Below are 24,391 nucleotides of genomic sequence, written 5' to 3' on the forward strand. Positions count from 1 at the left end.
GCTGTAACCAGCAGGTTATTTTAAAAGGTATTAAGCAAGCCTTGGGGGGAGAAGAGAAATACCCTGCCGGTAAAAAACACCTCAGGTTACCGCCTGGGTTATCATAAACAGATAATTTGCTCTCATGTACTTTAGTGTTTAATTCAAAAATAAAATCCGGTAAGCTATTAACTTACCTAGTCAGCAAAACCCACTGATATGCTGCATTTCAGAACAAAAGCAAACACCAGTGATAAACCTAAGTTAACAGAAGTAATTGTTTTAAACAAAAAAACTATTTTCCAAAAACTCCATTACAACTATTGTATAAATACAAAAAGGGGCCTTACGGCCCCTTTATAAAAATCAGGTATTTCTTTAACTATCTCGCCATTGTAATATCGTAGTCCTGCGCTAAAGCACCAAGCACGGCTCCAGTAGCAGCTATACGTACAATAATATCAATATGAAGCGTTAATGTTTGTGTACATACAGAGAATGTATTGGTTGATCCCGGAGTACTTCTTACCCATATAGGCTGTCCTGCAGCATACAATTTATCTGTTTGCTGGTAAGGAATAGTCACCTTAACATCATCCGGATTCGACCAATCAAAATTAATCGTTACCCCGGAGTACGACTCGTACAGCTTGTTTATTTTAGCGGTACCGGTTGTAGCTGTCAGCGTTTGTACGTTTGTTATTGAGGATGAATAAGGTCCATAAGAACCACCGTCTTCATAAGTCCTGGCATAATCACCAGACATAATGTTCAGATCTTCTACTTCATAGTCCTGGCACGGGCCACGCATTAACAATACAAACTGATTGTTATAAGAAGAAGCAGGAACACCCTCACCTGTAATGGTAAAAATCAGCGTATCTCTCCGTGCATCATCCTTATACACATCAAACTTGCCCTGCAATACCATACTGCTGTCAAATACTTTTCCCGCAGGTATTTTTATGCTTTTTTTCGTTAGAGTGTACTGTGTCCCTTCTACAGCCCCCGTAGGAGAAGATACTGCTATAGTAATGGTACGCTCATGATCTGCAACGGTAGTTACCGCAACAGGAATCACATAATCAATAGTTGGCCCTGTAACAAAGTAAGTACCTGATGTATTATTGATAAAGTTAGCCTGCTCAGGCGGTGTATACACTTTATCATCCTTTTTGCAACTGCTGGCTCCTGCCAGTAAAAGCACCGCAATAGCACATACGGGCAATATATTTATGAGTCTTCTCATTTTCATTCTTTTTTAAATAACAAACATTAATTGTATCCGGCGTTCTGACGAACATTTGGATTGGCGAATATTTCCGATTGCGGAATAGGCAATGCAAAGCGGAAACTATTTGCCGGTAAATCCTGCCAGTTAGTGTTTCTTGAGTCAGATGGATTCCTGTTTACCGCCAACCCTCTTCTTTTCAGATCAAAGAATCTAAATCCTTCAAAACACAACTCTTTGGCTCTTTCCACAAGAATTTGATTAATAGCTGTTGCTTTATCGGCAAAGGTAACATTGGTATAGCCGGTAATACGGGCTGCACGCAGCGCATTAATAGCATCAGCAGCGGCAGTAAGATTCTCCCCTTCGGCGGAAGCTTCTGCTTTAATCAGATACATTTCTGCCAAACGAATTAACTTCAGGTCGTTAGTCTGTGGACCTCTTTCTGAACCCGGATATTTGATAATAATAGAAGTATCACCACCATCTGCCCCGAAAAATGTAGAAAACCGGATATCATTCGTTCTGTCAAAAAGGTTTTTCACCTTATCTGCCGGCTCAAAAAACACATCACCGTTGGCATCTCTCCAGTTCAGCTGCGGAGCAGCACCATTCCGGTACTTAAAAATAGTTTCAGACTCATTCGCATCTGAAAAATAAGCTGTATAAGTAGCACGGGAAAGCGATTTTCCAGACAGCGCAATCGCTTCATCTGCATACGCAGCTGCTTTAGCCCAGTCACGCTTTAACAAAGCAGCTCTAGCCTGGTAAGCAGCAATAGCGCCCTGGCTTAAACGCAACGGATCTGTAGGGGCCGATGGAATAAGCGCTTCTGCTCTGCCTGATGCCAGATCAGCTTCAATACGCGTCATTACCTCACTTACTTTACTACGTGCTGGCTTACCCAACAAAGCAGATGATAACACCAGCGGTACGCCAAGGCTATCTGGCTGATAACCCTGCGGCATAAATACCGTAAGCAGTTCAAGGTAAGCTACACCACGAATGGCCAGTAACTCCGCCTTAATTCTCTTTTTGGTATTTTCTTCTGTGGCATTGGCTGCCGGTATATTGTCAGCTACTTCCAGCACTCTGTGTAATCTGTCAATTGTTTGAAAATACTGTCCAAACCCAAAACTAACACCGGTGGCCGTAAACTGCCATTTATATTCGCCCTGTCCCTGGCCACGGTTCTCATCAGACAGTTTTACTTCATCTGCCAGCACACTTCCATAATACATGCGGGTATTATTGCTCAGCGTGGCATATACGCCATACGTACCTTTCAGCAGATCACTAACCGATTGATAAGCCTTGTCTGCATCAATTACATCCGTCTGCTTAACATCATCCATCTGCTTGGTACAGGATACAGTTCCTGCAACAGCCGCTGTTATAAGAAAAAATGATATATATTTTCTAAGCATTACTTTACTTTTTATTTGATCAATTCACTTATCCCTTCTCTATTTAAATGAAACCTGCAAGCCAAGCGTATAAATACGGGGAACAGGGTATTCATAAGAAGCCAGGTTGTTATCATCTTCAGGATCAAATCCTGTCCATTTTGTCCAGGTATATAAGTTCTGGCCCTGGGCATATATACGCAAAGAATTGATCACCTTCAGCTTCTGTAATACAGAAGAATTGAAATCATACGATACAATCAGGTTTCTGAAACGCAGGTAAGATGCATCCTGAATATCCTTAGATACAAATTCGCGTTGTGTAGTAGCACTCTGTATATTGGTAACATCCCCTGGTTTAGTCCAGATAGTTTCCATTTCTTTTCTCAGGTTAAAGCCCTGCACCATAAAGGAGTGGTTCAACTGAAAATAATCCTGGTTGTTAAACCGCTGGAAACCAGACTGGAAAGTAAAGAAAGCAGAAAGTGAAAAACCTTTGTATCTCACAGAAGTGTTAAAGCCACCAATCCATGGGGCATTGTACGTGCCAAAATCTGACACTGAATAATCAGCACTGTAAGTGGTAGTTACTTTACCATCTTTAGTGTAGTAAAGCGGACGACCTGTAGCCGCGTCAACACCAGCCCATTTAACAATATAGTGTGTACCTAAAGGCTTACCTACTTTTACCAGTTCGGTACCCTGCTCAAATTCATTTACCTGTCCTAAAGATGTAACCTCGTTGTGGTTGTAAGCAAGGTTACCACCTACAGACCATATAAGATCCCGATTATTAATGATGTCTCCGTTTAATGCCAGTTCCACCCCTTTGTTCACCAGCGTTCCTGCGTTTACAGGAATGGAAGCTCCTTCACCAAAACCACCTGTTGCAGATATCTGCTGGTCAATAATATTGCCGTCAGTTTTCTTATGATAAATATCTAATGAACCACTGATTCTGTTTTTAAGCACACCAAAGTCAATACCCAGGTTGGTTGATTTAATAACTTCCCATACTACGTCAACGTTTCCGGCCACACTGGGAAATAAAGAAGGGTTAACACCTGCGTAGCTTCCTGCGCCATAGGAAGGTCTGTTTCCAAAGTTGCCAAAAGTAAAGCCATCCGCGTTGGCGCTGGTACCATAAGACAGGCGTACACGCAGATTATCTACTCCTTTCCAGGTTTTGGTAAAATCTTCTCCAAGCACGTTCCAGCTACCGCCTAATGCAAAGAAGTTCTGCCATCTTCTTTCTTTCACCAACTGCGTAGAAGCGTCTCTTCTGAAAGATCCGTTGAAGGTGTATTTGTTATCATACGTGTAAGAACCAATAGCAATGGCTGCATACATAGATCTGCCGGATTTTGCTCCACCTACAGCTGGTATCAGTTTGTTATCAACAGAACCCTGGGTTATACCAGCAGGAGTCTCCAGTAACTTAGGCTCAATTCCGTAACCAGTATAGTTGAAAGATTTTGTTTTTCTTCTCATATATTCAGACACTACTCTAACATCAAAATCGTGTTTGTCTATATGCTTCTTAAAGCCGGCAAATGCTCTGGTAATATATTCAAAATAATTGCTGAAGCCTGTGTTATAAGAACCACGTCCTTCCGTTTGTCCAACATCAGGTCCCACAGGAAATGTACTTGTATTGGCAGCAAAAGACCCGGGCGTAATAGCTCTTTCGTTCACAGTCTGGCGATAGTCCACACTTGCAAAACCTCCTACATACACATTCTTAGTAATGTCATAATTTAAATTATAACCCAGGTTTGCTTTAAACTGATCATTATTAATAGATGTATTCGCAATACGGTCGTAAGCATTAGGTCCTACTCTTCCTGAACCTACAGAAACTGTACCGTTGGCGTTAAACAACTTTTGATAAGGCAGCCCCAGGTAAGCAGCAGCAAAGGGGTTTGCCAAAGTAATAGAACCTTCTGATTCAATAAAATTGCGGTGTGTATAACCTATAGAGTTATTTAAGGATATAGTTAACTTCTCTGTTTTAATATCCAGGTTTGCTCTTAAAGTATATCTTTTCAAATCAGAACGCATGCCAATGCCATCCTCTGAATAATAGCCACCGGCTACATAATATCTTGTACTGCCACCACCACCAGATAAGTTCAGGTCATGGCTCTGGAAAGTACCATTACGTAAAAACACATCACGCCAATCGGTATTAATACCCAGTAAACTATCTCTGATTCTGTCGGTAGCTGCTTTTTGCGCATCGGTACCATTTACATAAAGCGGGTTTAAACGGGAATATCTCCAGCCTGGTAAAGTGCTGTTAGGGTTAATAATAGGTGCTATTCTTTCCTGAAAAGCAAGTAATTCAGGCGTATTCATCATTTCAAACCGCTGCGTACCCGCTTCTGTTCTACCTAACTGAAAATTGTAACCCAGTGTAGGTTTACCCAGTTTACCTCTTTTAGTGGTAACACTTATTACACCAGAACCACCACGGTTACCATATAATGCGGTAGCTACCGCATCACGTAACACCTGCACATCTTCAAAATCATTGGGGTTTATTGATTGGAATACACCTTCTTCCACAGGCACACCATCTATAATGTACAAAGGAGCGGTACCACCACTGATAGAACTGTTACCACGAATCTGCACTCTTGCCGCAGAGCCTGGCTGTCCGGAACCTACGGTTGCCAAAAGACCAGGAGCGCGCCCCTGTAAAATCTGGTCAAAAGAAGCTACAGGTACGTTATTAATTTTTTCGCTGGTTACCACGGTATTGGCACCCGCATATTTCTCTCTTTTTACACTGTAAAAACCGGTAACAATTACGTCTTCACTCAAACTTGCGCCCGGCACTAAAGAGGCATCAATTGTATTTCCGGAAATAGCTACAGTTTTGTTTTCGAATCCTACATAACTGAACACTATTTCTCTGGCAACAGCCTTTGCTTTAAGGGTGTAAGTGCCATCAGCCCTGGTAATAGTACTTTGCCCGCCCTTGATGGAAACAGTTACGCCAGGCAAAGCGATTCCTTTATCGTCAGTAACCTTACCTGTTATTTCCCTGTCCTGGGCCTGTACCTGTATTGCACACAGGAACACCCAAATAAGAAAGAATAATTTCCTCATGTAGAAATAGATTTTTGTTTTTAAAAGGGCATAAGTATCCCTTCGGCTAATAGGCCATTAAAAATTTAGGAATGGATCTCTGGTTAGTTTTTAATGCAGATGTCCAGGTAGCTAAGAATAATTATCAAGCAACTTTTTTCTTCTCATGTCTTGGTTGGCGTTTAATAAAAATTAGAGACCTAAATTATGACAAAACATTGTTAAAAAAAGTTGCATCTGCAAGATATTTCTTTCTTTTTCGGTCAATTAACGTCAAATTCAATGCATTAAGCATAAAAAAAGGCCCGGACTGACGCCCGGGCCTTTTAAATTATATATACGTTACACTATTCCTCTTCCTCAGCCATAACCTTAAATATGGCCCCTTCCATGCTTTCATCTACCCGTAGCTGGCAGGCCAAACGGCTGTTGGCACCCGCATCAGGCAATGTATCCAGCATATCCATTTCTGCATCATTTTGTGGAGGTAAACCCGCCAGGCCCTGTAACACCTGCACATGACAGGTTGCACAAAGCGCCATACCACCACAGGTTGCCAGAATTTTGTACTCGTACGCTTTCAGAGCCTCCATCAGGCTCAGGTTCATATCGTCCGGAATTTCCAGGTTTTGCCTTACGCCTTCCCCGTTTTCCACTGTAATATTAATCATCATAATTACGCCGCAAGGTAATTAAAACGAATGAATACCATTAACAGTGGTGTATTTAAAGCTCAAACGCTGATCGGGGAATACATATTTAAACGCACTCTGAGACATTAAAGCCGCTTCGTGAAAACCACAAAGAATCAGCTTCAGTTTGCCTGGGTAAGTATTAATATCGCCAATAGCATAAATACCTTCCACGTTGGTGGAATAATCGGTGGTATTTACAGAAATAGCGCTTTTTTCAATATTCAGTCCCCAGTTGGCAATAGGTCCTAATTTAGGGCTCAGGCCAAACAATGGAATCAGGTGATCGGCTTCCAGTGTGCTGATTTCGTTATCGGCACCAGCAATGTGCACTTCTTTCAGGTGACCGTTACCGTCAATTTTAACGATGTTCGATTTCAGAATCAGGTTAATTCTTCCCTGTTGAGCCATGTGCACCACTTTTTCAGCGGAGTCAGGCGCACCACGGAAAGTATCGCCTCTGTGTACCAGCGTAAGCGATTTGGCAATATCTGCCAGGTAAATAGCCCAGTCCAGTGCAGAATCACCGCCACCGGCCAGTACCACCTGCTTATCACGGAAATGCTCAGGGTCTTTTACCATATAAGCAACGCCCTTGCCTTCAAAATCTTCCAGGCGCTCAATTGCAGGTTTGCGAGGCTCAAAACAGCCCAGCCCACCAGCAATTACAATGGCTTTACAATGCACTTTGGTACCTTCGTTGGTAGTAACAAAGAAAGACTTATCTTCTTGTCTTTCAATTCCTTCTACACGCTCCCCCAAGGTAAAGGTGGGAGAAAAAGGAGCAATCTGCTTCATCAGATTGTCCACCAGTTCCTGTGCTTTTACTTCAGGATAACCGGGAATATCATAAATGGGTTTCTGAGGATAAATTTCAGAAAGCTGACCGCCTACCTGTGGCAGTGCATCCATCAAATGGCACCGCATTTTCAGCAGTCCCGCTTCAAATACAGAAAACAAGCCCACAGGGCCCGCTCCTATAATACAAATATCAGTCTGGATCATATTGCTAATTAAAACATGCTTGGTTGAAATCACCCGTGAAAAAGGCTTAATAACTGATTCACTTTCATTTCATTATCCGCTTCCTGAACCAGTTCATACAGGTTATTCAACTCTTTTTCGGTAACAATTACCTGAACCTGAGGACAAACAGTGGGCAAAGAAATGCTTTTTAAATTTTTGTCGTGCAAAGGTACGAGAGATTCCCTTTTGTACACCACCCATTCTGAAAACTGAACGTACTCTTCTTCCCGCAGGGTTAACATGGTGGTACCAAAACACAGCTGAAAACTCTTGCAATCGTCACATTGAATAATATAGCCATGCTTATTATGGCTCCACTGTTTAAAATTACACATACACGTAGCGTTTTAGTGCAAAAACCGATTCTGGTAAAAATTCAGTGGCAAAACTCCTGTTCCCGCACCTTTTATATTAGCCATTTAAGGAAAAACTGTTTACGCAATTGGGAAAACCCGCTCTAAACGGGCATAAAAAAACAGAGCCGCCCAAAGGGCAGCCCTGTTCTCTCATGTGTACGATATTGCTATTGGTCGTATCCCGGATTCTGTGTAAGGCCATATTTACCCGAAATCTGCATTTCCCGGTCAGGAATAGGCAGAATAGCCAGGGGATTATCGCCCTTCACTACCCCTTTGGTGGGGTTTGTTACCTCTTTACCGTTTCTCCAGGCATCCCATACCATGTTGCCTTCTGTAAACAGCTCTTTCCTTCTCTCATTCAAAATGTCGTCCAGCGTTACAGAAGCCACATCCGTATAGCCGGTAATCCGGTTTTTACGCAAAGTGTTGATATATGCCGCCGCAGTAAGTGCGCCGGAGGCAGTACCACCTTTTACCTGTGCTTCGGCAGCAATCAGGTATGCTTCAGCCAGCCTCATAATACGTGGGTTGTTCAAAAACAGGTTACCATCGCGGCCCGGGTACTTTTGAGGGTACATAGCACCATAGTCGCCACCATCATCTTCATGCACCAGTAATTTAGCACGTACATCGTTGGCATCTGCAGCCATAAAGTTGTAAAACGCATCGGTAGCTGCACACTCTGCATAACCAACAGCGTGCGTATAATAACCAATTGAATTACGCTGTGCATTGTACTGCGTGGTGGTAAGCGCCTCAAACATGGTTTCATCTGCCCCTTCCCTGTTCCATACCGTAGTAAGGTTGGCAGTAGTAAACAGTGCATACGGCGAACCGGAAACAACAGCCGCCGCATCTGCCAGCGCCTCGTTATTCTTATTCAGGTACAGGTATACTTTAGCACGCAAAGCCAGTGCCGCCCAGTAGTTAATATAACCGTTGTTTTTAGCTCTGGCCAGTAAAGGCAGGCTGGTGGTAAAATCGCTGATAATTAAATCGTACGTCTGTTGCAATGTAGCGCGGGTTCCCTTATAATCAACAGGAAACTTTTTATCAGCCAGTACAACGCCCGAGTTGGCAGCACTCATGCTGGCAGCCACGGTAGGCAGCTGGGCAAATAAACGCGCCAGATCAAAATGCACCAGTCCTCTTACAGCATACAGCTGTCCCTTCAGGTCCTTCACAGTAGCTGTATCAGCATTAGCCACGTTCAGCAAAGCAGCAGCATCCAGAATATCATTCACCCTCGCCAGCGTTACATACATAATGCTGTAAAAGTCGTTGGGGAAATTAGCGTATTTATCATGCTGATATTTACCCAGCGGAGAAATCTGGTTGTAACTACCCATGCTTCTGAAATCACTGCCTTTCAGGTCGGCATACAAGGTAAAGTTGCCGCCATAATAGCTAAAATCAATCAGCTGGCTGTACACACCATTTACCGCGCTTTTTAAATCGCCTACGCTGGTAATTGCTTCATCTGAAGGAACGGCCGTAGAAGGCTTTTCATCCAGGAAAGACTTACTGCAGGAAGATACTGTAAACAGCATACACGCAGCAACGCCCATATATAATAAACCCTTGGTAATCTGTTTCATGTTCGCGTTTGTTTTTCGCATTAAAAATCAAGGTTCACCCCTACGAATATTAATCGGGCAGGAGGTGTATCCACCTGTCTGTAACCATTCAAAGGCACATCCGGATCTATGTTTTTGGTTTTAGCCCATATCATAGCCGTGTTAATAGAGCGTGCATATACACGAATGTTTTCGGCAAACACTCTTTTAGCAACACCCTTAGGCAGGTTATAACCTACACTCACCTCGCGCAAACGGATATTGTCGGTACTCTTAATCAGGTTAGAAGACCATCTGTCGGGCCTGTTGGCATTGGCATACACAGGTCTTGGATATTTGGCCACATCTCCTGGTTTGGTCCAGTAGTTCCCTTCAATGTCTTTATCCAGGTTAAAAGAACCCATTCTTACACCGTAGTGGTGAGAGAAGTAGCCCGGATAATCAAACAGGCTGCCACCAAACTGATAAGTTACCAGGAAAGACACATCAACGCCTTTGTAAGAGAAGGTGTTGGTAATACCACCCGTTACATCAGGTATGGCTTTACCTACCACTGCCCTGCCGGCTTCGCCGTACACAAAGGTTTTATCATCACTTTTTCCCGGGCTTACCAAAAACTGAGCGTTACCACTTTCGGGGTCTACACCAGCCCACTCAGGTAAATAAAAAGAATACATAGAAAGGCCCTGGCGATGCAGATACATATTACCATCGCCATAAGAAATATCATCGCCGTTAGGCAGTTCTTTTACAATAGCTTTCTGGGTAGTTAAGTTAAAGTCTGTTGACCAGTTAAAACCATTTGCTTTTTTTGCAATGATGTTATCGGTATGCACTTCAAACTCAAAACCGGAGTTTTGAATTTTACCCAGGTTTTGCCAGGAGCTGGAGAAACCGGAGAGGTAAGAAACCGGCACCTGAAATAGCAGGTCGGTAGTAATTTTTTTATAATACTCCGCAGTAAAACGCACTCTTTTCAAAAACGCGATATCTACACCCACGTTCATGTTGCGCGATTTTTCCCAGCTCAGGTTAGGGTTATTGGCCTGGCTAAGGTTAATAGCACTGTTACTGCCATATCCACCCGAAAAAGCGTATAGGCCCAGTTGCGCATAATAATCAGGAGGCAATGTACCGCTGGTACCGTAAGAAGCCCTAACACGCAGGTCGTTTATCCAGCTGATGTTTCTGATAAAATCTTCCGCACCCAGTTTCCACTGTCCACCTACCGACCAGAAGTTACCCCAGCGGTTGTTAGCGCCCAGGCGGGAGCTACCATCGCGGCGGATGCTGCTGGTTAAGAAATATTTGTTGTTGTAGTTATAGTTTACACTACCCAGAAATGATTCCAGTGTAGCACCAGAGGTAGAGCTGGAAGCCTGGTTGGGCTGGCCATTTGCCAGTTCAGGCAGCTTATCAGTTGAGTAACCTTGTGCTGTGGCAATCAGATTGGTCAGGCGCTCTTTCTGCGCTTCAAAACCGCCTAACACATCCAGGTTATGGCTACCAAAGGTTTTGGCGTAACGCAGTGTGTTAGAAGAAGTAAGCGTAGTGCTGGTAAAATTATAGCGCGAGCCTAAGCCTTTGGTAGTTTCACCATTTACACTGGTGGGGCTCCAGAACTCAAAGTTTTGCACATTAATGATATCAGCCCCCAATACAGAACGGAAATTCAACTCCGGCAGAATTTTAATACCAATTTCGCCATTGGTAAGGTTGCGATATGTTTTGGAATTGATGGTTTCACGTGCAGCACTTGAACCATTTAACATGGCAATAGGGTTAGAAACCTTACCCCAGCCAGCATTCAGGTTCAGCGAGCCATCATCGTTATATACTTTAGAAGTTGGGTTCAGCGCAAACAGAATACCCAGCGGGCTGGTAGTACCAATACCCTGCTCCTGATCTTTCTGATCTCTGAAACCGTTCTGAGAAGTGTAAGAGAACATTTCCTTTAAACCCACGGTAAGCCATTTATTGGCTTTGTGGTCAATATTCAGGCGGCCGCTGTAACGGTCAAAACCACTTCCTCTTACAATACCATCAGTCTTATTCATACCAATGCCCATGTAAAAAGTAGTTTTTTCGTTACCGCCACTCATCGATACCTGATGGTCCTGCGAAGTGCCGTGGCGGTAAACATAATCGCGCCAGTTGGTATTTACACTGGCATCATCCACCCATGAGCCTGCGTTGTCCAGTGCAAACTGTTTGGCATCTGCCAGAATAGCAGCATTGCCATAGTTAGCCTCTGTAGGCAGTAAAGCCTTCTCATCCTGCAGGTAATACCCCTCCAGTGCAGCTTGCTCGTACTTCACCAACTCCGGGCCACTCATCATCTGAAAAGCGTTTACAGCCATTTTGCTCCAGCCATATTCGCCCTTGTAGTTGATTTTGGTTTTGCCCGAAGCACCTTTTTTGGTAGTAATTACCACCACGCCATTGGCAGCCCTTGAACCGTACAATGAAGCCGCTGCCGCATCTTTCAGAATAGTTACACTCTGAATGTCATCCGGGTTCATTGAGCTGAGGATGTTAGAACTTTTACCGTAGTAAGCCATGTCTTCGCCTGTTTTCATAGGCACCCCGTCAATTACATACAAAGGCGATGTAGAAGCACTGATAGAACCTACACCACGAATGTTGATTTGCCCGGATGAACCCGGGTCGCCGGTAGCTGAAGATACACGCACACCGGCTACTTTACCTACCAACGCCTTGTCAATAGATTCTGTAGTAGCGCCGGCCAGTTGTTTGGTAGTTACCGTTGTAAGTGAGCCCGATACTGAGCTTTTTTTAGCAGCGCCATAAGCCACTACTACCACCTCATCCATTAAACTTTCTTTGGGAACAAGGGTAATGTCCAGCGTAGTCTGGTTTTGCACTTTCACTTCCAGTGTTTCAAAGTTCAGCGCAGAAATTTCCAGCACCACGCCTGGTGTTACGTTAATACTGAATGTACCCTGGGGGTTTGCAGCAGTAGCTGTACGCGATCCTTTTACAGAAATTGACGCACCTTCAATAGGACTTCCGTTCTTGTCACGCACCTTTCCGGTAACGAGACGCCCTTGCGCTAATGCCATACAATGAAATAGCATTAACACAACAAGCATGCTTGTTAGTTTTCTCATGTGTGTATATATGTTAAAAAATAATTGCGCCTTTTAAGGGGGCAGGTTGGTTTTTAAAACAGCAAAGGCAAATTATTTTTCAGTGGTGTATTGCATCTGTTCAGCAATGGATACTCTCGTAAGCGCGGAAAATTCTGGAGAGGCAAAATTAACGTCATGCATTTGATAAAAACCAAAAAACCTTAATATTTTTTTAATATTCACCATCACAAAGCCATCCTAAATAACAATTTCCCAACAACTACAGAGTAGTGTTAAATTTCTTCAAACCCAACAGCAGTAACTATTACGCGCGCTTTTTACAAAGTGTTAGGGAGTGCTTTGTTTTTGTTAAAAAAAAACTTCAAAAGCACACTTAAAAAAACCTGTAAGCCGGAATTTTTGATTGTATTACTTTTGCGCAATGCAAATACTTGACGGAAAAATTGCTTCTCTATCTGTAAAAGAGCAATTAACACAAGAGGTGCAGCAACTGGTGGCAGCAGGACACAGGGCACCCCATCTCGCAGCGGTTTTAGTAGGTAACAACGGAGCCAGCGAAACGTATGTGGCCAGCAAAGTAAAAAACTGTGCTGAAATAGGTTTTCAATCTACTCTTATACGTTTAGATGCTGCCGTAAGCGAAGAAGAACTGCTGAACACCATCCGCGGTTTAAATGCTGATAATAATATTGATGGTATTCTGGTGCAGCTACCTCTGCCCAAACACATCAGCGAGCCCAAAGTAATTGAAACCATTTCTGCCGAAAAAGATGTGGATGGCTTTCATCCCGTAAGCGTAGGTCGCCTGGTTCAGGGCCTGGAAACCTTTATTCCGGCAACTCCTTATGGCATTATGTTAATGCTGGAGCATTATAAAATTCCTACCAAAGGCAAACATGCCGTAGTAATAGGCCGCAGTAATATAGTAGGCCGCCCCATGAGCATTCTGCTCAGCAGTAACCATCCTTATGGCAACTGTACCGTAACCATTTGTCACTCCCATACGCCCGATCTGGCAGCGGTTTGCCGCCAGGGCGATATTATAGTAGCAGCACTGGGCAAGCCCGAGTTTGTTACCGCCGATATGGTAAAAGACGGTGCTATTGTAATTGACGTGGGTATTACCCGTGTGGAAGATGCTACTGCTAAAAAAGGCTTCCGTATTAAAGGCGATGTATCGTTTGATCAGGTAGCTGAAAAAGCATCTTATATCACCCCTGTACCGGGTGGTGTAGGTTTAATGACTATTGCCGGTTTAATGAAGAATACGCTGGTAGCTTACAAAAGAACGCTGAAGTAAAGTTTCACATACCATAACTTTGCCTCATGAACGAATTAGTGGAAACAGCAGCAACAGCCGTTACCTTACCTGTGATGGAAGCCTTTTACACCCTGCAGGGCGAAGGCTTTCATCAGGGCAAAGCTGCGTATTTTATACGGCTGGGCGGCTGTGATGTGGGTTGTTTCTGGTGCGATGTAAAAGAAAGCTGGGATGCATCGGTACATCCGCAGCAAACTATTGAGCATATTGTAAACACTGCCCTGGCAGAAGTAAACTGCACCTACGGGCAGGCGCAGAACGTAATAGCCGTGGTTACCGGCGGCGAGCCGCTGATGCATCAACTGGATGCCTTAACACTGGCCCTGAAACAGGCCGGCTTTCAAACCAATATAGAAACCTCTGGTTCCAGCCCGCTGAGTGGCCATTGGGACTGGATCTGCTTCTCCCCCAAAAAGTTCAAAGCGCCGGTGCCGGAAATACTGCCCGCCGCCAACGAACTGAAAGTGGTTATTTATAATAAACACGATTTTGAATGGGCCGAAGAATGGGCCGCCAAAGTATCCCCCCAATGCAGGCTGTATCTGCAGCCGGAATGGGATAAATCCGATACCGTTTTACCCCTTATTATCGACTACATTAAGGCGCACCCGCGCTGGCAGCTGAGCGCACAGGTACACAAGTATATTAACGTGCCTTAAAACAGCTAGTTATCAACTTTTTCCCGAACTTTCGTTTATGAAAAAGTTGATGCTGCTGGGTGTTATGTTGTGTTCGCTTGCCGCTAACGCACAGTACAATGCTGACAAAGTAAACAAAAAGGCTGCCCAGGCTTACGAAAAAGCCATGCTGCAACTGCGGGATGGATTAATACCCGATGCCGTGCCTTTACTGAGCAAGGCTATTGAATACGATCCCAACTTTGTAGATGCTTATTTATCTCTCTCCGGCGTATATAGCGAGTTGAAACAACCCGAAAAAAGCATTCCCCTTTTTCAGAAAGCAGTGAGTATAGACAGTAACTACTGTAAAATATTCCACCTACCCTACTCTATTACACTGGCCAGTGCAGGCCGTTTTAGCGATGCCCTGCGTGCAGCAGAGACCTACCTTTCCGCCCCCGGTTTAAACGAACGCAGCCTGGCGCTGGGCCGTTACCGTTACAGCACCTATAAGTTTGCGGTGGACTATGCAGCCACGCATCCCGATACCAGCTATGTGTTTGCACCGGAAAACCTGGGCGATAGCATTAACTCCCCCCAATCAGAATACTACCCCTCCTTTACCATTGATGACAGCGTATTTGTATACACCCGACACTCCGGTGGCATACGGGAATATTTTATGGAAAGCACGCTGTTGAAACCGCAGGGTGGCTACAGCAAATCGCAGGTTATCAACGGATCTATTAACGAAGAGCCTTCTAAAGGCGCCATCAACATTTCGCAGGATGGCGAATGGCTGGTGTTTGCAGGCAACTTCAGCAAAGGTGGTTACGGCAATTTTGATTTGTACATCTCTTACAACACTCCCGATGGCTGGAGCGAACCGGTTAACCTGGGGCCTAACTTTAATACCGACTTCTGGGAAAGCGCCCCCAGCATAAGCCCCGACCGCAACGCCATTTATTTCAGCAGCAACCGCCCCGGTGGCTACGGCAAAAAAGATTTGTATGTATGTTTTCGCCAGCCCAACGGTAAATGGACGCCTGCTATTAACATGGGCCCGGATATTAATACCGCAGGTGACGAGCAGGCACCGTTTATACATGCCGATAATATGAGTTTATATTTTACCTCCGATGGCCACCCCGGCTACGGTGGCACCGATATTTATCTGGTTAGAAAAACAGATGGCAAATGGGCCAAACCCGAAAACCTGGGCTACCCTATTAATACCATTGAAAATGAGGGTACCTTATATGTATCCTCCAACGGTATTACCGCCTATTATGCCAGCGACCGTGGCAACACCCGTGGCGGGCTTGACCTGTACAAATTTGATATGCGCCCCGAAGTGCGCCCCGTTAAAACCCTGTATGTAAAAGGTACTGTATCAGATGCTGCTACCGGCAAAGGCCTGCCCAGCACGGTTGAACTGATAGATAACAAGCAGCAGAAAGCCGTTACCAAAATACAAACAGATGAAACCGGCCATTACTTTGTAACCCTGCCCATAGGCAAGGATTACACCTTTACCGTAAACCGCAAAGGCTATCTGTTTTACAGCGATTTATATACCCTCAGTGGTAAACCTGCCGATACCACTTACCAGAAAGATATTCCGTTACAACCGGTACAACTCAATGCCACCGTGGCTTTAAAAAACATACAGTTCAGCAGCAACTCCGCCAATCTGGAACCGGTTAGCCGTATTGAGCTGGATAAGCTGGTACAATTACTGAACGATAATGCCAGCCTGCATGTGCAGATAAGCGGCCATACCGATAACACCGGCGCAGCGGCTCAAAACCTTGCCTTATCTGCCAGTCGTGCCAAAGCGGTTGTAGAGTATCTGATAAGCAAAGGCATTGATACCAAACGCCTCACCTCAAAAGGGTATGGCGCTACCAAACCCATTGGCGATAACAATACAGAAGCAGGTAAAGCACTTAACAGAAGAACAGAATTTACTATTACCGAATTATAATTATAATTACAGCCACACACCATGCTAGCCTATAAACAGGAAGACCTTGTTTACCAGATTGCCCTATCTACGGTGCCTAACATTGGCCCCGTACAGGCTAAAATACTGGTAGAACATTTTAACAGTGCCGAAGCCATTTTCAAAGCCAGCTTTGATGAGCTGAGCAATGTTGAAAACATTGGTACTGTACGTGCCGGAAGCATTACCGCTTTCGGCAATTTTGCCGCGGCAGAACAGCAGATTCCCTTTCTGGAAAAGTATAAAATACAACCCCTGTTTTTAACCAGCCCCGCCTACCCGCAGCGGCTGTTGCATTGTAACGATGCGCCTACCATGCTGTATTACCGGGGCAATGCCGATTTAAATACCGCCAAAGTAATCAGCGTAATAGGTACACGCGGCTGCACCCATTACGGCAGGCAGGTTACCGAAAAACTGATGGCCGATATGGCAGGCAGTAATATATTGGTAGTAAGCGGCCTGGCGCTGGGTATAGATGCAGTAGCACACAAAGCCGCCATTACCAACCGCCTGAGTACCATTGGCGTGCTGGCCCACGGGTTAGATACCATATACCCTTATCAGCACAAAACACTGGCAAAGGAAATGACAGAACAGGGCGGGCTGCTTACCGAGTTTAGCCAGGGTGTGCAGCCCGATAAACACAATTTTCCCAAACGCAACCGCATAGTGGCGGGCATGGCCGATGCTACGGTGGTAATAGAAACCGGCGTAAAAGGCGGCAGCATGATCACCGCCAACCTGGCGTACAGCTACAACCGCGAGGTGCTGGCTTTTCCCGGCAAAGCCACCGATGCCAAAAGCGCAGGCTGTAACCACCTTATCAAAACCAACAAAGCCATATTACTAACCGATGCGCAGCAACTGTTAGATACCCTGGGCTGGGAAAACACTACCGCAGCCGCTGCCACACCAACACCAGCGGTAGACCTGAGTAGCCTTACCACAGAAGAACAAACCATTCTCAACATTTGCCGTAATAAAGAACTTACGCATATTGAAGAACTATACGGCCAGAGCGGCCTTAGCAGCGGAGCCGTTGCCACTGCCCTGCTACAGCTGGAATTACAGGGCATTTTGATAGCACAGGCCGGAAAAAACTACCAGCTCACCGTATAGCTGTTAAATATTTTCCACCCGTTTACCTGCAAACGATTGCGCCCAAACAAATCGCTAGTTTTAAATAAAAAACAGCATGCTTGCCAATTGCCCCAGGTTTGTACGCCCTCTTGTGGCCCTGTACACTTTATGTTTACTACCCCTCGCCGCCATATGCCAGCAACCAGCGGCACCTAAAACTGATTTGTTCAGCGATGCCAGTAACCACTGGTATCATATTGCAGACAATAAAAACATTATTCAGCCCGCGCCTGATCAGCCGCGTTACAAGGCAGACGAGTATGCAGCTATAGCAGACAACATTTTACTGTATCAGAAAAACAATGGTGGCTGGCCCAAAAACTACGATATGCAGGCCATATTAACGCCACAGCAAAAAGAAGCGCTGCTGGCCGCCAAAGCTGAAACGCATACCACTTTTGATAACCGTACCACTTATTCGCATGTAGCTTATTTATCGCAGGTGTATACGCTTACACATGATGATAAATACAAACAGGCAGCACTGAAAGGTTTTGACTATATACTGGAAGCTCAGTACGATAACGGTGGCTGGCCGCAGTATTATCCGCTGGAAAAAAAATACAGCCGCCATATTACCTATAACGATGATGTATTTGCAGGTATAATGATACTGCTGAAAAACGTATTGGAAAACAAACCAGACTACACCTATATAGATGACAACTACCGCAAACGCCTGCAAAAAGCTTTTGACAAAGGGTTGGACTGTATTGTAAAAACCCAGATTAACGATGCCGGTTCGCCCACCGCCTGGTGTCAGCAGCACGATGAAGTTACCCTGGCACCCGCCTGGGCCCGCGCTTTTGAACCGCCATGTATCTGTAGCGCCGAAAGCGCTAAACTGGTGTTGTTTCTGATGAGCCTGCCCAACCCCTCCAAAGAAATCATTGCCGCCGTACAAAGTGCAGCCACCTGGTTTAACCAGAGTAAAATAACCGGCATTACCATAAAAACCGTAAAAGTAAGCGCCGATAGCAGCAGCACCGGCAAAGCCTATACGGATAAAGTAGTGGTGGCCGACGCGCAGGCCGCTCCTGTATGGACCCGTTATTACGAGCTAAAAACCCACCGCCCTATGTTTTGCAACCGCGACAGCAAGGTGGTATACTCCCTTGCAGAAGTAGAACACGAAAGGCGTGTAGGCTACGCCTGGTACAGCAACGAACCGCAAAAAGTGCTGGATAAATACGACAACTGGCTTAAAAAACAGAAGATATAGCGCCACAAAGGGAATATATTTTACCTTCATATTTGCACATGCAATACCGGTATAACTAATATGATGGACGAATATATTCCCTTTGAACAAATTCCCTTTGGCTCAGATGATTTTGCCAATAACCCTGAATCGCGCTGCCCCTGCCTGCTGCTGCTGGATACATCGGCATCTATGTCGGGCATGCCCATTTTACAGCTGAACGAAGGCATACGCACTTTTAAAGATGAACTTACCGAAGACCCGCTGGCAGTAAAACGGGTAGAAGTAGCCATGCTCAGCTTTGGCCCTCTGCACCTGCAAAGCGATTTTGCAACGGTTGATCAGTTTCAGCCCCCACACCTCAGTGCCAACGGCGATACCCCCATGGGTGCTACCATTACCATGGGCATTGATCTTATTACCAAAAGAAAACAGACTTATAAACAACATGGGGTGGGTTATTACAAACCCTGGATAATATTGATTACCGATGGCGCCCCTACCGATAACTGGCAGCAGGCTGCCCGTTTGGTAAAAGAGGGCGAAGCCAACAACGCTTTTGCTTTTTTTGCCATTGGCGTGGAAGGCGCTAATCTGGATGTATTGAGCCAGATTTCAGTACGCACTCCTTTAAAATTAAAGGGCCTTATGTTCCGCGAGTTTTTCCTGTGGCTGTCTTCTTCCATGAAAATGGTCAGCAGCAAAAGCCCCGGAGCCAGTAACACATTACCTTCACCATCCGGATGGAGCGAACTATGATGTGGAAAGCAATTGGCAAAAGCGTGGTAGGCGTATCGCACCTGCAGGGTAATACCGCCTGTGAAGATGCACTGCAATACACAGTATACACCTCACCCGAAGAAGAAGAAATACTTATTGCATTTGTAAGCGATGGTGCCGGCAGTGCCAAACAGGCTGCTATGGCCTCGCAGTTGGCAGTAACCACTGCACTTGGTTTTGTGCAGGAGCAGTTACAGCAGCAGGGCGTACTGGCCGAGAAACACCTGTACCAGCTGGCCGATCAGGTGTACGATGCCCTGCAACAACAGGCTTATATACGGCAGCTTCCGCTGGAAGAATTTTCCTGCACCCTGCTGGGCTGCGTGGTATTTAACAGCTATGCCTGTTTTATACAGGTGGGCGATGGCGCTATAGTTAAATACAACGACAACGATTTTTATACCCCTGTGTGGTGGCCGCATAACGGTGAATACATGAACACCACCGCGTTTATAAACGACAACAGTTTCCGGTATTTAAAAGTATTGGTAACAGAAGAAGCCATTACCGAGCTGGCACTGTTTACCGATGGCCTGCAAATGCTGGCGCTGAATTACGAAACAGAAACCGCCCATCATCCGTTTTTTAAAGACATGTTTAAGTGGCTGCGCTTTGCCAGTCAACCCGAAGAAGTAGCCATTTTAAACGGCAAGCTGGAAGAATACCTGGGCGGCGCGCTTATTAATAAACTTACCGACGACGATAAAACCCTTTTCCTGGCTACACGGCTGCAACAACCCCAGTAGTACACCATGTATCGCGGGCTTCAAAATATAACGTATACCACAGGCCGCCTGATGGGTAAGGGTGGCGAAGGGCAGGTGTTTGATGTAAATGAAAACCCTGCCCTGCTGGCCAAACTGTATAACGAAGCACCCGATAGCCAGCGGGTAAACAAGCTGCTGTACATGGCTTCTGTTCAAAAACCAGCCATACACCAGTTTGCGGCCTGGCCAACAGATGTACTGCTGCAAAACAACCAGGTTGCCGGGTTTGTAATGAAAAAACTGACCGGCTATGTGCCTTTGCACATGCTGTTCAGCCCTATGGACCGCAAAAAACTGTTTCCCGATAAAGGCTATAATTTTCTGGTGCATGTGGCCCGTAACCTCGCCACCGCTTTTTATAAACTGCACCAGGAAGGTATTGTTATTGGAGATGTAAATGAAGGCAATGTGCTGGTAAATGCCCAGGGCATGGTAGCGTTTATTGATTGTGATTCGTTTCAGATACAAAACGGCAATCAGTATTATTACTGCGAAGTAGGTGTACCGCGCTACACCGCGCCTGAACTGTTGCAACAGCAAACCTTTGAAAACGTAATACGCACGCCCAATACCGATACCTTTTCACTGGCCATTCTATTGTTTCAGCTGCTGTTTCTGGGCAGGCATCCGTTTGCAGGCGTTAACCTGTCAAAGGAAGATCTGGATGAAGAAAAAGCCATCCGCCAGCATCAGTTTGCTTATTCGCTGCGCAACACGCATAAAAAGCTGCAACCTGCTTTAAACAGCTTTGACATTACCAACCTTAGCACCTTCGTAATTCAGCTATTTCACCAGGCCTTTGAGCAGAATGCCAACAGGCCGCTACCGGCAGAATGGGTACAGCAGCTGGATGCCATGGGTAAAGACATGGTTAGCTGCCCAAAATCTAAACTGCACACCTACCCTGCCACCGCACCACAATGCCCCTGGTGCTATTTTAAAGAACAGCAAGGCATTTTGTTTTTTCTGGATGGCACCACTCAGGTATCAGTACCGCTGATGGCCGATATACAGCAGTTTGTAAACGGGTTTAAACCTGAAAAGCTGGTACTGAATCAGCTGAGTACCAGCTATACCATTCCGCAGCATATTCATCCGCTTATTGAAAAGCAGTGGCACAGCTATCGCAAATGGCATCTGTACAGCTTACTGGCAGCCCTGTTTACCACCCCGTTACTGGCGCTGTTTTACACTATCAATATTACTGCACTTATATGGGCAGCCACGCTGGCGCTGCTGTATTATGTATCGCCCTGGCGGCGCAGATTAAAAGCAGAACTGGAAAAACGCAATGCTGATTTCCGCACAGAAACGGTACGGTTAAGCGGCCTGGTTAAAAGCCATAACGAACCCGCGGAATTAAAACAGTATCAAAAAACAGCAACGCAGCTGGAAGGCGCTATCGAAACTTTTAAACAACTGCCTCTGCAATTTCAGGAGCGCAAAAAAGAACTGGAAGAGCAGTTATATAACAAGCAGCTACTGTTTTTTCTGTGCGCCTTTGATATCAATAGCCATACCATACCCGGCATTGGCACCGCCAAAAAGCAACTGCTGTACAATAATGGCGTACGCAATGCCGCAGATATTTCGCAGCTATACAGTATAAAAATAGCAGGAATTGGTCCTAAAAATCTGCAGCTGTTGTTCGATTGGCAAAGGCAAATGTCCGTTAACTTTACGTACAGGCCCAATTACGATCTGATAGGAAAAGAAACTGCCAAAGCAGCCGATGCCATACAGAAAGAAAAAGTGCAGCTGGAAACCGACATCAAAAAACACTATCAGGCATTACAGGCCGCTAAGTTGAACGTGATAGCCCGGCAGCAAGCACTGGAAGCCCAATACAACAAACTGGTGCTTCAGGTAATGCAGGCCGATGTTAACTATACCGCCTTTAAAGAACTGATATGAAAAAAACATCCCGGTTTAAAAAAGTACTACTCTGGAGCCTGCTACTTCTGTTTGTACTGGTTAACGTAATTGCCTTTTTCCATGCCCGCAAGTTTACCTGGTACACACCTGGCTTAACCGTACGCAGCAACTCTGCCGCACACTACACCTTATCACAGAAAATAAACATGCTGCTTACCGGCATTAACAATCCCCGCCCGGTAAACAAAACCAAACCCAACCAGCCTTACCAAACCATACGCCTGCAAAGCAATAAACAAATTGAATGCTGGTTAATGAAGGTGCCTGCCGCCAAAGGCACCATACTGTTATGCCACGGCTACGGTGGCGATAAATCAAAAATGCTGGATAAGGCCTATGTGTTTTTACAGCTGGGCTACAACACCATGCTGGTTGATTTTATGGGCAGCGGCGGCTCAGAAGGCAATCAAACTACTATTGGTTATAAAGAAGCAGAAGAAGTACATACCTGTGTAACCTGGCTTTCGCAGCAGGGCGAAAAAAACATATTTGTATTCGGCACCTCTATGGGTGCTGCTGCCACCATGAAAGCCTTACAGGATTATCCCAACCTACCCGTTAAAGCCGCTATACTGGAATGCCCCTTCAGCACCATGCTGCAAACCGTAAAAAACCGGTTTGAAAACCAGCACATTCCCCCGGTTCCCATGGCCTGGCTGCTGGTATTCTGGGGTGGCGCGCAAAACGGCTTTAATGCGTTTAGCCACAACCCGGTTGAGTATGCAGCACACATTACTACACCGGTATTATTGGTATGGGGCGAGAAAGATGACCGTGTAAAACGTCTTGAAAACGAAGCCATATTTGCGGCTTTTAAGGGCCCGAAACAACTGAAAACTTTTCCAGAAGCAGGGCATGATAATTATCTGATTAAGTATAAGGCGGAGTGGACAACCGCTATGAAAGATTATCTGGCGCAGATTCGCCATTAAGCGATTAACGGGTTCTGATGAAATATTTTAGTAAGCAATTCAAATAACTCCGGATGCTTTTTCTGTAACAGATCGGGCCGTTTAAAAAAGTATTCCGAGGTAACTGCTAAAAATTCTGCTTCATTGGTAGCGCCGTAAATATCAATGTCCGACTTTCCTTTTTTCATCTCCTCAATGGTACGGTGCATCAGTTGCAGCCAGGGCAGCGCATACTGTTTACCAATCAAATATTCCGGCAGGCCATCGGTAGCACCATCAGCTTTATCCAGCAAATGCACAAACTCGTGAATACCGGTTTGGTTTTTACTGGTTTCCACTTCAAAGCCTTCATACAAAGCCGGGCGTGACAATATCATCACATTCTGCATAGCACCATTGCCCACCATACCCATTACCGGCCGGTCTTGTCCTTCTGTTTCAAACTGCTCATTAAACAAATCTTTATACAGTAACACATCTGTAAGGTTGTGATAATGCCAGTCAGGAAAACCGAATATCGGAATTACCGCACTGCTGGCCACCAGCACCCTGTCCACATCATCCACCATTACCCCTACCCCATCAACACGAACATGATTCAGGAAGTACCGCACTTTATCTGCAAACACCGGCTTTTTATCAGCAGGCAGTTCGCGGTAATAAGTAACATGCTGCTCCAGCAAATTCAGATAACCATCCGGCAAGGGAGCGGCGGCTTCTACCGCCTTCTGCTTTTTAAAACGAAATACAATGAATAATATAACGGCTGCAATGGCCAGTAACATCAATAATTCTGTGGACATATTGCTATTCAAAATCTTTTAAAACGCCTACAATAGTACTAATGTAGAACATTTATGTATCATCAATAGCAGCTGCGGAATAGTATGGCGCCGGCCAACGTTCTATCTGTTCACATCTCATCTTCGTTATTCAACACTGAATAAAATGAACCGGCAGCATTTTATCGTTTTAGATATCTTCGTCACCTGATGAAGGATAGGAACAAAGATTGTTTCAATGGCAACAAATAAAAGTTATTTCAAACTGGATGATGTGGGACAGGCGGGAGTAACAATCTGGCGCGTACCCAGGCCTGACTCTAAAAACTGTTCATTTCTGATTGCCTGAAATAATATCCGGAAGAGCTACACCACCTTATAGAGGCCTGCTGGCTTATACGATGAACAGAAATTCCTGCGTGGGAAGACCAATAGATGAACAAAATAATG

Annotated in this window: 18 protein-coding genes; 9 read left to right on the plus strand and 9 right to left on the minus strand. The window is 45.1% G+C overall.

Annotation, left to right across the window (positions count from 1 at the left end; translation table 11 throughout):
- Positions 1 to 361: 361 nt before the first annotated feature.
- The 8 genes from IEY13_RS19595 to IEY13_RS19630 form a co-directional block, all read right to left on the minus strand.
- Positions 362 to 1,228, minus strand: coding sequence for a hypothetical protein (locus IEY13_RS19595; protein ID WP_188955378.1), 867 nt, complete (start codon positions 1,226 to 1,228; stop codon positions 362 to 364).
- 26 nt (positions 1,229 to 1,254) lie between these two features.
- Positions 1,255 to 2,637, minus strand: coding sequence for a RagB/SusD family nutrient uptake outer membrane protein (locus tag IEY13_RS19600; protein WP_188955380.1), 1,383 nt, complete (start codon positions 2,635 to 2,637; stop codon positions 1,255 to 1,257).
- 39 nt (positions 2,638 to 2,676) lie between these two features.
- Positions 2,677 to 5,730, minus strand: coding sequence for a SusC/RagA family TonB-linked outer membrane protein (locus tag IEY13_RS19605; RefSeq protein ID WP_188955382.1), 3,054 nt, complete (start codon positions 5,728 to 5,730; stop codon positions 2,677 to 2,679).
- 326 nt (positions 5,731 to 6,056) lie between these two features.
- On the minus strand, positions 6,057 to 6,383 hold the full coding sequence (locus IEY13_RS19610; RefSeq protein ID WP_229687923.1) for a 2Fe-2S iron-sulfur cluster-binding protein: 327 nt from the start codon (positions 6,381 to 6,383) through the stop codon (positions 6,057 to 6,059).
- Positions 6,384 to 6,401: 18 nt separating this feature from the next.
- Positions 6,402 to 7,406 (minus strand): NAD(P)/FAD-dependent oxidoreductase, encoded by a 1,005-nt coding sequence (locus IEY13_RS19615; RefSeq protein ID WP_188955384.1) that lies wholly within the window; start codon positions 7,404 to 7,406, stop codon positions 6,402 to 6,404.
- A 29-nt stretch (positions 7,407 to 7,435) separates the two neighbouring features.
- Positions 7,436 to 7,762: a DUF6686 family protein gene (locus IEY13_RS19620; protein WP_188955387.1), complete on the minus strand. Its 327-nt coding sequence runs from the start codon at positions 7,760 to 7,762 to the stop codon at positions 7,436 to 7,438.
- Positions 7,763 to 7,950: 188 nt separating this feature from the next.
- Positions 7,951 to 9,384 (minus strand): RagB/SusD family nutrient uptake outer membrane protein, encoded by a 1,434-nt coding sequence (locus IEY13_RS19625; protein ID WP_229687924.1) that lies wholly within the window; start codon positions 9,382 to 9,384, stop codon positions 7,951 to 7,953.
- Between the two features lie 20 nt (positions 9,385 to 9,404).
- On the minus strand, positions 9,405 to 12,446 hold the full coding sequence (locus tag IEY13_RS19630) for a SusC/RagA family TonB-linked outer membrane protein (RefSeq protein ID WP_229687925.1): 3,042 nt from the start codon (positions 12,444 to 12,446) through the stop codon (positions 9,405 to 9,407).
- Positions 12,447 to 12,897: 451 nt separating this feature from the next.
- On the opposite strand from IEY13_RS19630, the gene folD reads away from it, so the two are divergent.
- The 9 genes from folD (at position 12,898) to IEY13_RS19675 (ending at position 23,180) form a co-directional block, all read left to right on the plus strand.
- Positions 12,898 to 13,776 carry a bifunctional methylenetetrahydrofolate dehydrogenase/methenyltetrahydrofolate cyclohydrolase FolD gene (folD, locus tag IEY13_RS19635; protein WP_188955391.1) on the plus strand — a complete coding sequence of 293 codons (879 nt, stop codon included), beginning with the start codon at positions 12,898 to 12,900 and terminating at the stop codon, positions 13,774 to 13,776.
- A gap of 26 nt (positions 13,777 to 13,802) precedes the next feature.
- The gene (locus IEY13_RS19640) at positions 13,803 to 14,456 is read left to right on the plus strand and encodes a 7-carboxy-7-deazaguanine synthase QueE (protein WP_229687926.1); all 654 of its coding nucleotides are present in this window, start codon (positions 13,803 to 13,805) and stop codon (positions 14,454 to 14,456) included.
- Positions 14,457 to 14,493: 37 nt separating this feature from the next.
- Positions 14,494 to 16,404 carry an OmpA family protein gene (locus tag IEY13_RS19645; protein ID WP_188955393.1) on the plus strand — a complete coding sequence of 637 codons (1,911 nt, stop codon included), beginning with the start codon at positions 14,494 to 14,496 and terminating at the stop codon, positions 16,402 to 16,404.
- Between the two features lie 21 nt (positions 16,405 to 16,425).
- Complete coding sequence (dprA, locus tag IEY13_RS19650; RefSeq protein WP_188955394.1) at positions 16,426 to 17,544, plus strand: DNA-processing protein DprA; 1,119 nt, start codon at positions 16,426 to 16,428, stop codon at positions 17,542 to 17,544.
- A 76-nt stretch (positions 17,545 to 17,620) separates the two neighbouring features.
- Positions 17,621 to 18,787: a pectate lyase gene (gene pelA, locus IEY13_RS19655; protein WP_188955396.1), complete on the plus strand. Its 1,167-nt coding sequence runs from the start codon at positions 17,621 to 17,623 to the stop codon at positions 18,785 to 18,787.
- A gap of 60 nt (positions 18,788 to 18,847) precedes the next feature.
- Positions 18,848 to 19,525: a vWA domain-containing protein gene (locus tag IEY13_RS19660; protein WP_229687927.1), complete on the plus strand. Its 678-nt coding sequence runs from the start codon at positions 18,848 to 18,850 to the stop codon at positions 19,523 to 19,525.
- On the plus strand, positions 19,522 to 20,292 hold the full coding sequence (locus tag IEY13_RS19665) for a PP2C family serine/threonine-protein phosphatase (RefSeq protein ID WP_188955398.1): 771 nt from the start codon (positions 19,522 to 19,524) through the stop codon (positions 20,290 to 20,292). Before IEY13_RS19660 ends, IEY13_RS19665 begins: the two co-directional genes overlap by 4 nt.
- A gap of 6 nt (positions 20,293 to 20,298) precedes the next feature.
- A complete protein-coding gene (locus IEY13_RS19670; protein WP_188955400.1) occupies positions 20,299 to 22,227 on the plus strand; it encodes a protein kinase domain-containing protein in 1,929 nt (642 codons plus the stop codon).
- Positions 22,224 to 23,180 carry an alpha/beta hydrolase gene (locus IEY13_RS19675; protein WP_188955401.1) on the plus strand — a complete coding sequence of 319 codons (957 nt, stop codon included), beginning with the start codon at positions 22,224 to 22,226 and terminating at the stop codon, positions 23,178 to 23,180. The genes IEY13_RS19670 and IEY13_RS19675 overlap by 4 nt, the downstream gene beginning before the upstream one ends.
- On the opposite strand, the gene IEY13_RS19680 is transcribed toward IEY13_RS19675, so the two are convergent.
- Positions 23,177 to 23,962 (minus strand): M90 family metallopeptidase, encoded by a 786-nt coding sequence (locus IEY13_RS19680; RefSeq protein ID WP_188955403.1) that lies wholly within the window; start codon positions 23,960 to 23,962, stop codon positions 23,177 to 23,179. The two genes, IEY13_RS19675 and IEY13_RS19680, sit on opposite strands and share 4 nt — an antisense overlap.
- Positions 23,963 to 24,391: the final 429 nt, after the last annotated feature.

The sequence above is a fragment of the Filimonas zeae genome (assembly GCF_014641615.1).
GTDB classification, from domain to species: Bacteria; Bacteroidota; Bacteroidia; order Chitinophagales; family Chitinophagaceae; genus Filimonas; species Filimonas zeae.

Coding starts and splice junctions, on each gene's coding strand:
- IEY13_RS19665 (WP_188955398.1), top strand. CDS start 19,522: ATGATGTGGAAAGCAATTGGCAAAAGCGTGGTAGGCGTATCGCACCTG.
- pelA (WP_188955396.1), top strand. CDS start 17,621: ATGCTTGCCAATTGCCCCAGGTTTGTACGCCCTCTTGTGGCCCTGTAC.
- IEY13_RS19625 (WP_229687924.1), bottom strand. CDS start 9,384: ATGAAACAGATTACCAAGGGTTTATTATATATGGGCGTTGCTGCGTGT.
- IEY13_RS19675 (WP_188955401.1), top strand. CDS start 22,224: ATGAAAAAAACATCCCGGTTTAAAAAAGTACTACTCTGGAGCCTGCTA.
- IEY13_RS19600 (WP_188955380.1), bottom strand. CDS start 2,637: ATGCTTAGAAAATATATATCATTTTTTCTTATAACAGCGGCTGTTGCA.
- IEY13_RS19660 (WP_229687927.1), top strand. CDS start 18,848: ATGATGGACGAATATATTCCCTTTGAACAAATTCCCTTTGGCTCAGAT.
- IEY13_RS19670 (WP_188955400.1), top strand. CDS start 20,299: ATGTATCGCGGGCTTCAAAATATAACGTATACCACAGGCCGCCTGATG.
- dprA (WP_188955394.1), top strand. CDS start 16,426: ATGCTAGCCTATAAACAGGAAGACCTTGTTTACCAGATTGCCCTATCT.
- IEY13_RS19630 (WP_229687925.1), bottom strand. CDS start 12,446: ATGGCATTAGCGCAAGGGCGTCTCGTTACCGGAAAGGTGCGTGACAAG.
- IEY13_RS19645 (WP_188955393.1), top strand. CDS start 14,494: ATGAAAAAGTTGATGCTGCTGGGTGTTATGTTGTGTTCGCTTGCCGCT.
- IEY13_RS19595 (WP_188955378.1), bottom strand. CDS start 1,228: ATGAGAAGACTCATAAATATATTGCCCGTATGTGCTATTGCGGTGCTT.
- IEY13_RS19620 (WP_188955387.1), bottom strand. CDS start 7,762: ATGTGTAATTTTAAACAGTGGAGCCATAATAAGCATGGCTATATTATT.
- IEY13_RS19680 (WP_188955403.1), bottom strand. CDS start 23,962: ATGTCCACAGAATTATTGATGTTACTGGCCATTGCAGCCGTTATATTA.
- IEY13_RS19640 (WP_229687926.1), top strand. CDS start 13,803: ATGAACGAATTAGTGGAAACAGCAGCAACAGCCGTTACCTTACCTGTG.
- IEY13_RS19610 (WP_229687923.1), bottom strand. CDS start 6,383: ATGATGATTAATATTACAGTGGAAAACGGGGAAGGCGTAAGGCAAAAC.
- IEY13_RS19615 (WP_188955384.1), bottom strand. CDS start 7,406: ATGATCCAGACTGATATTTGTATTATAGGAGCGGGCCCTGTGGGCTTG.
- IEY13_RS19605 (WP_188955382.1), bottom strand. CDS start 5,730: ATGAGGAAATTATTCTTTCTTATTTGGGTGTTCCTGTGTGCAATACAG.
- folD (WP_188955391.1), top strand. CDS start 12,898: ATGCAAATACTTGACGGAAAAATTGCTTCTCTATCTGTAAAAGAGCAA.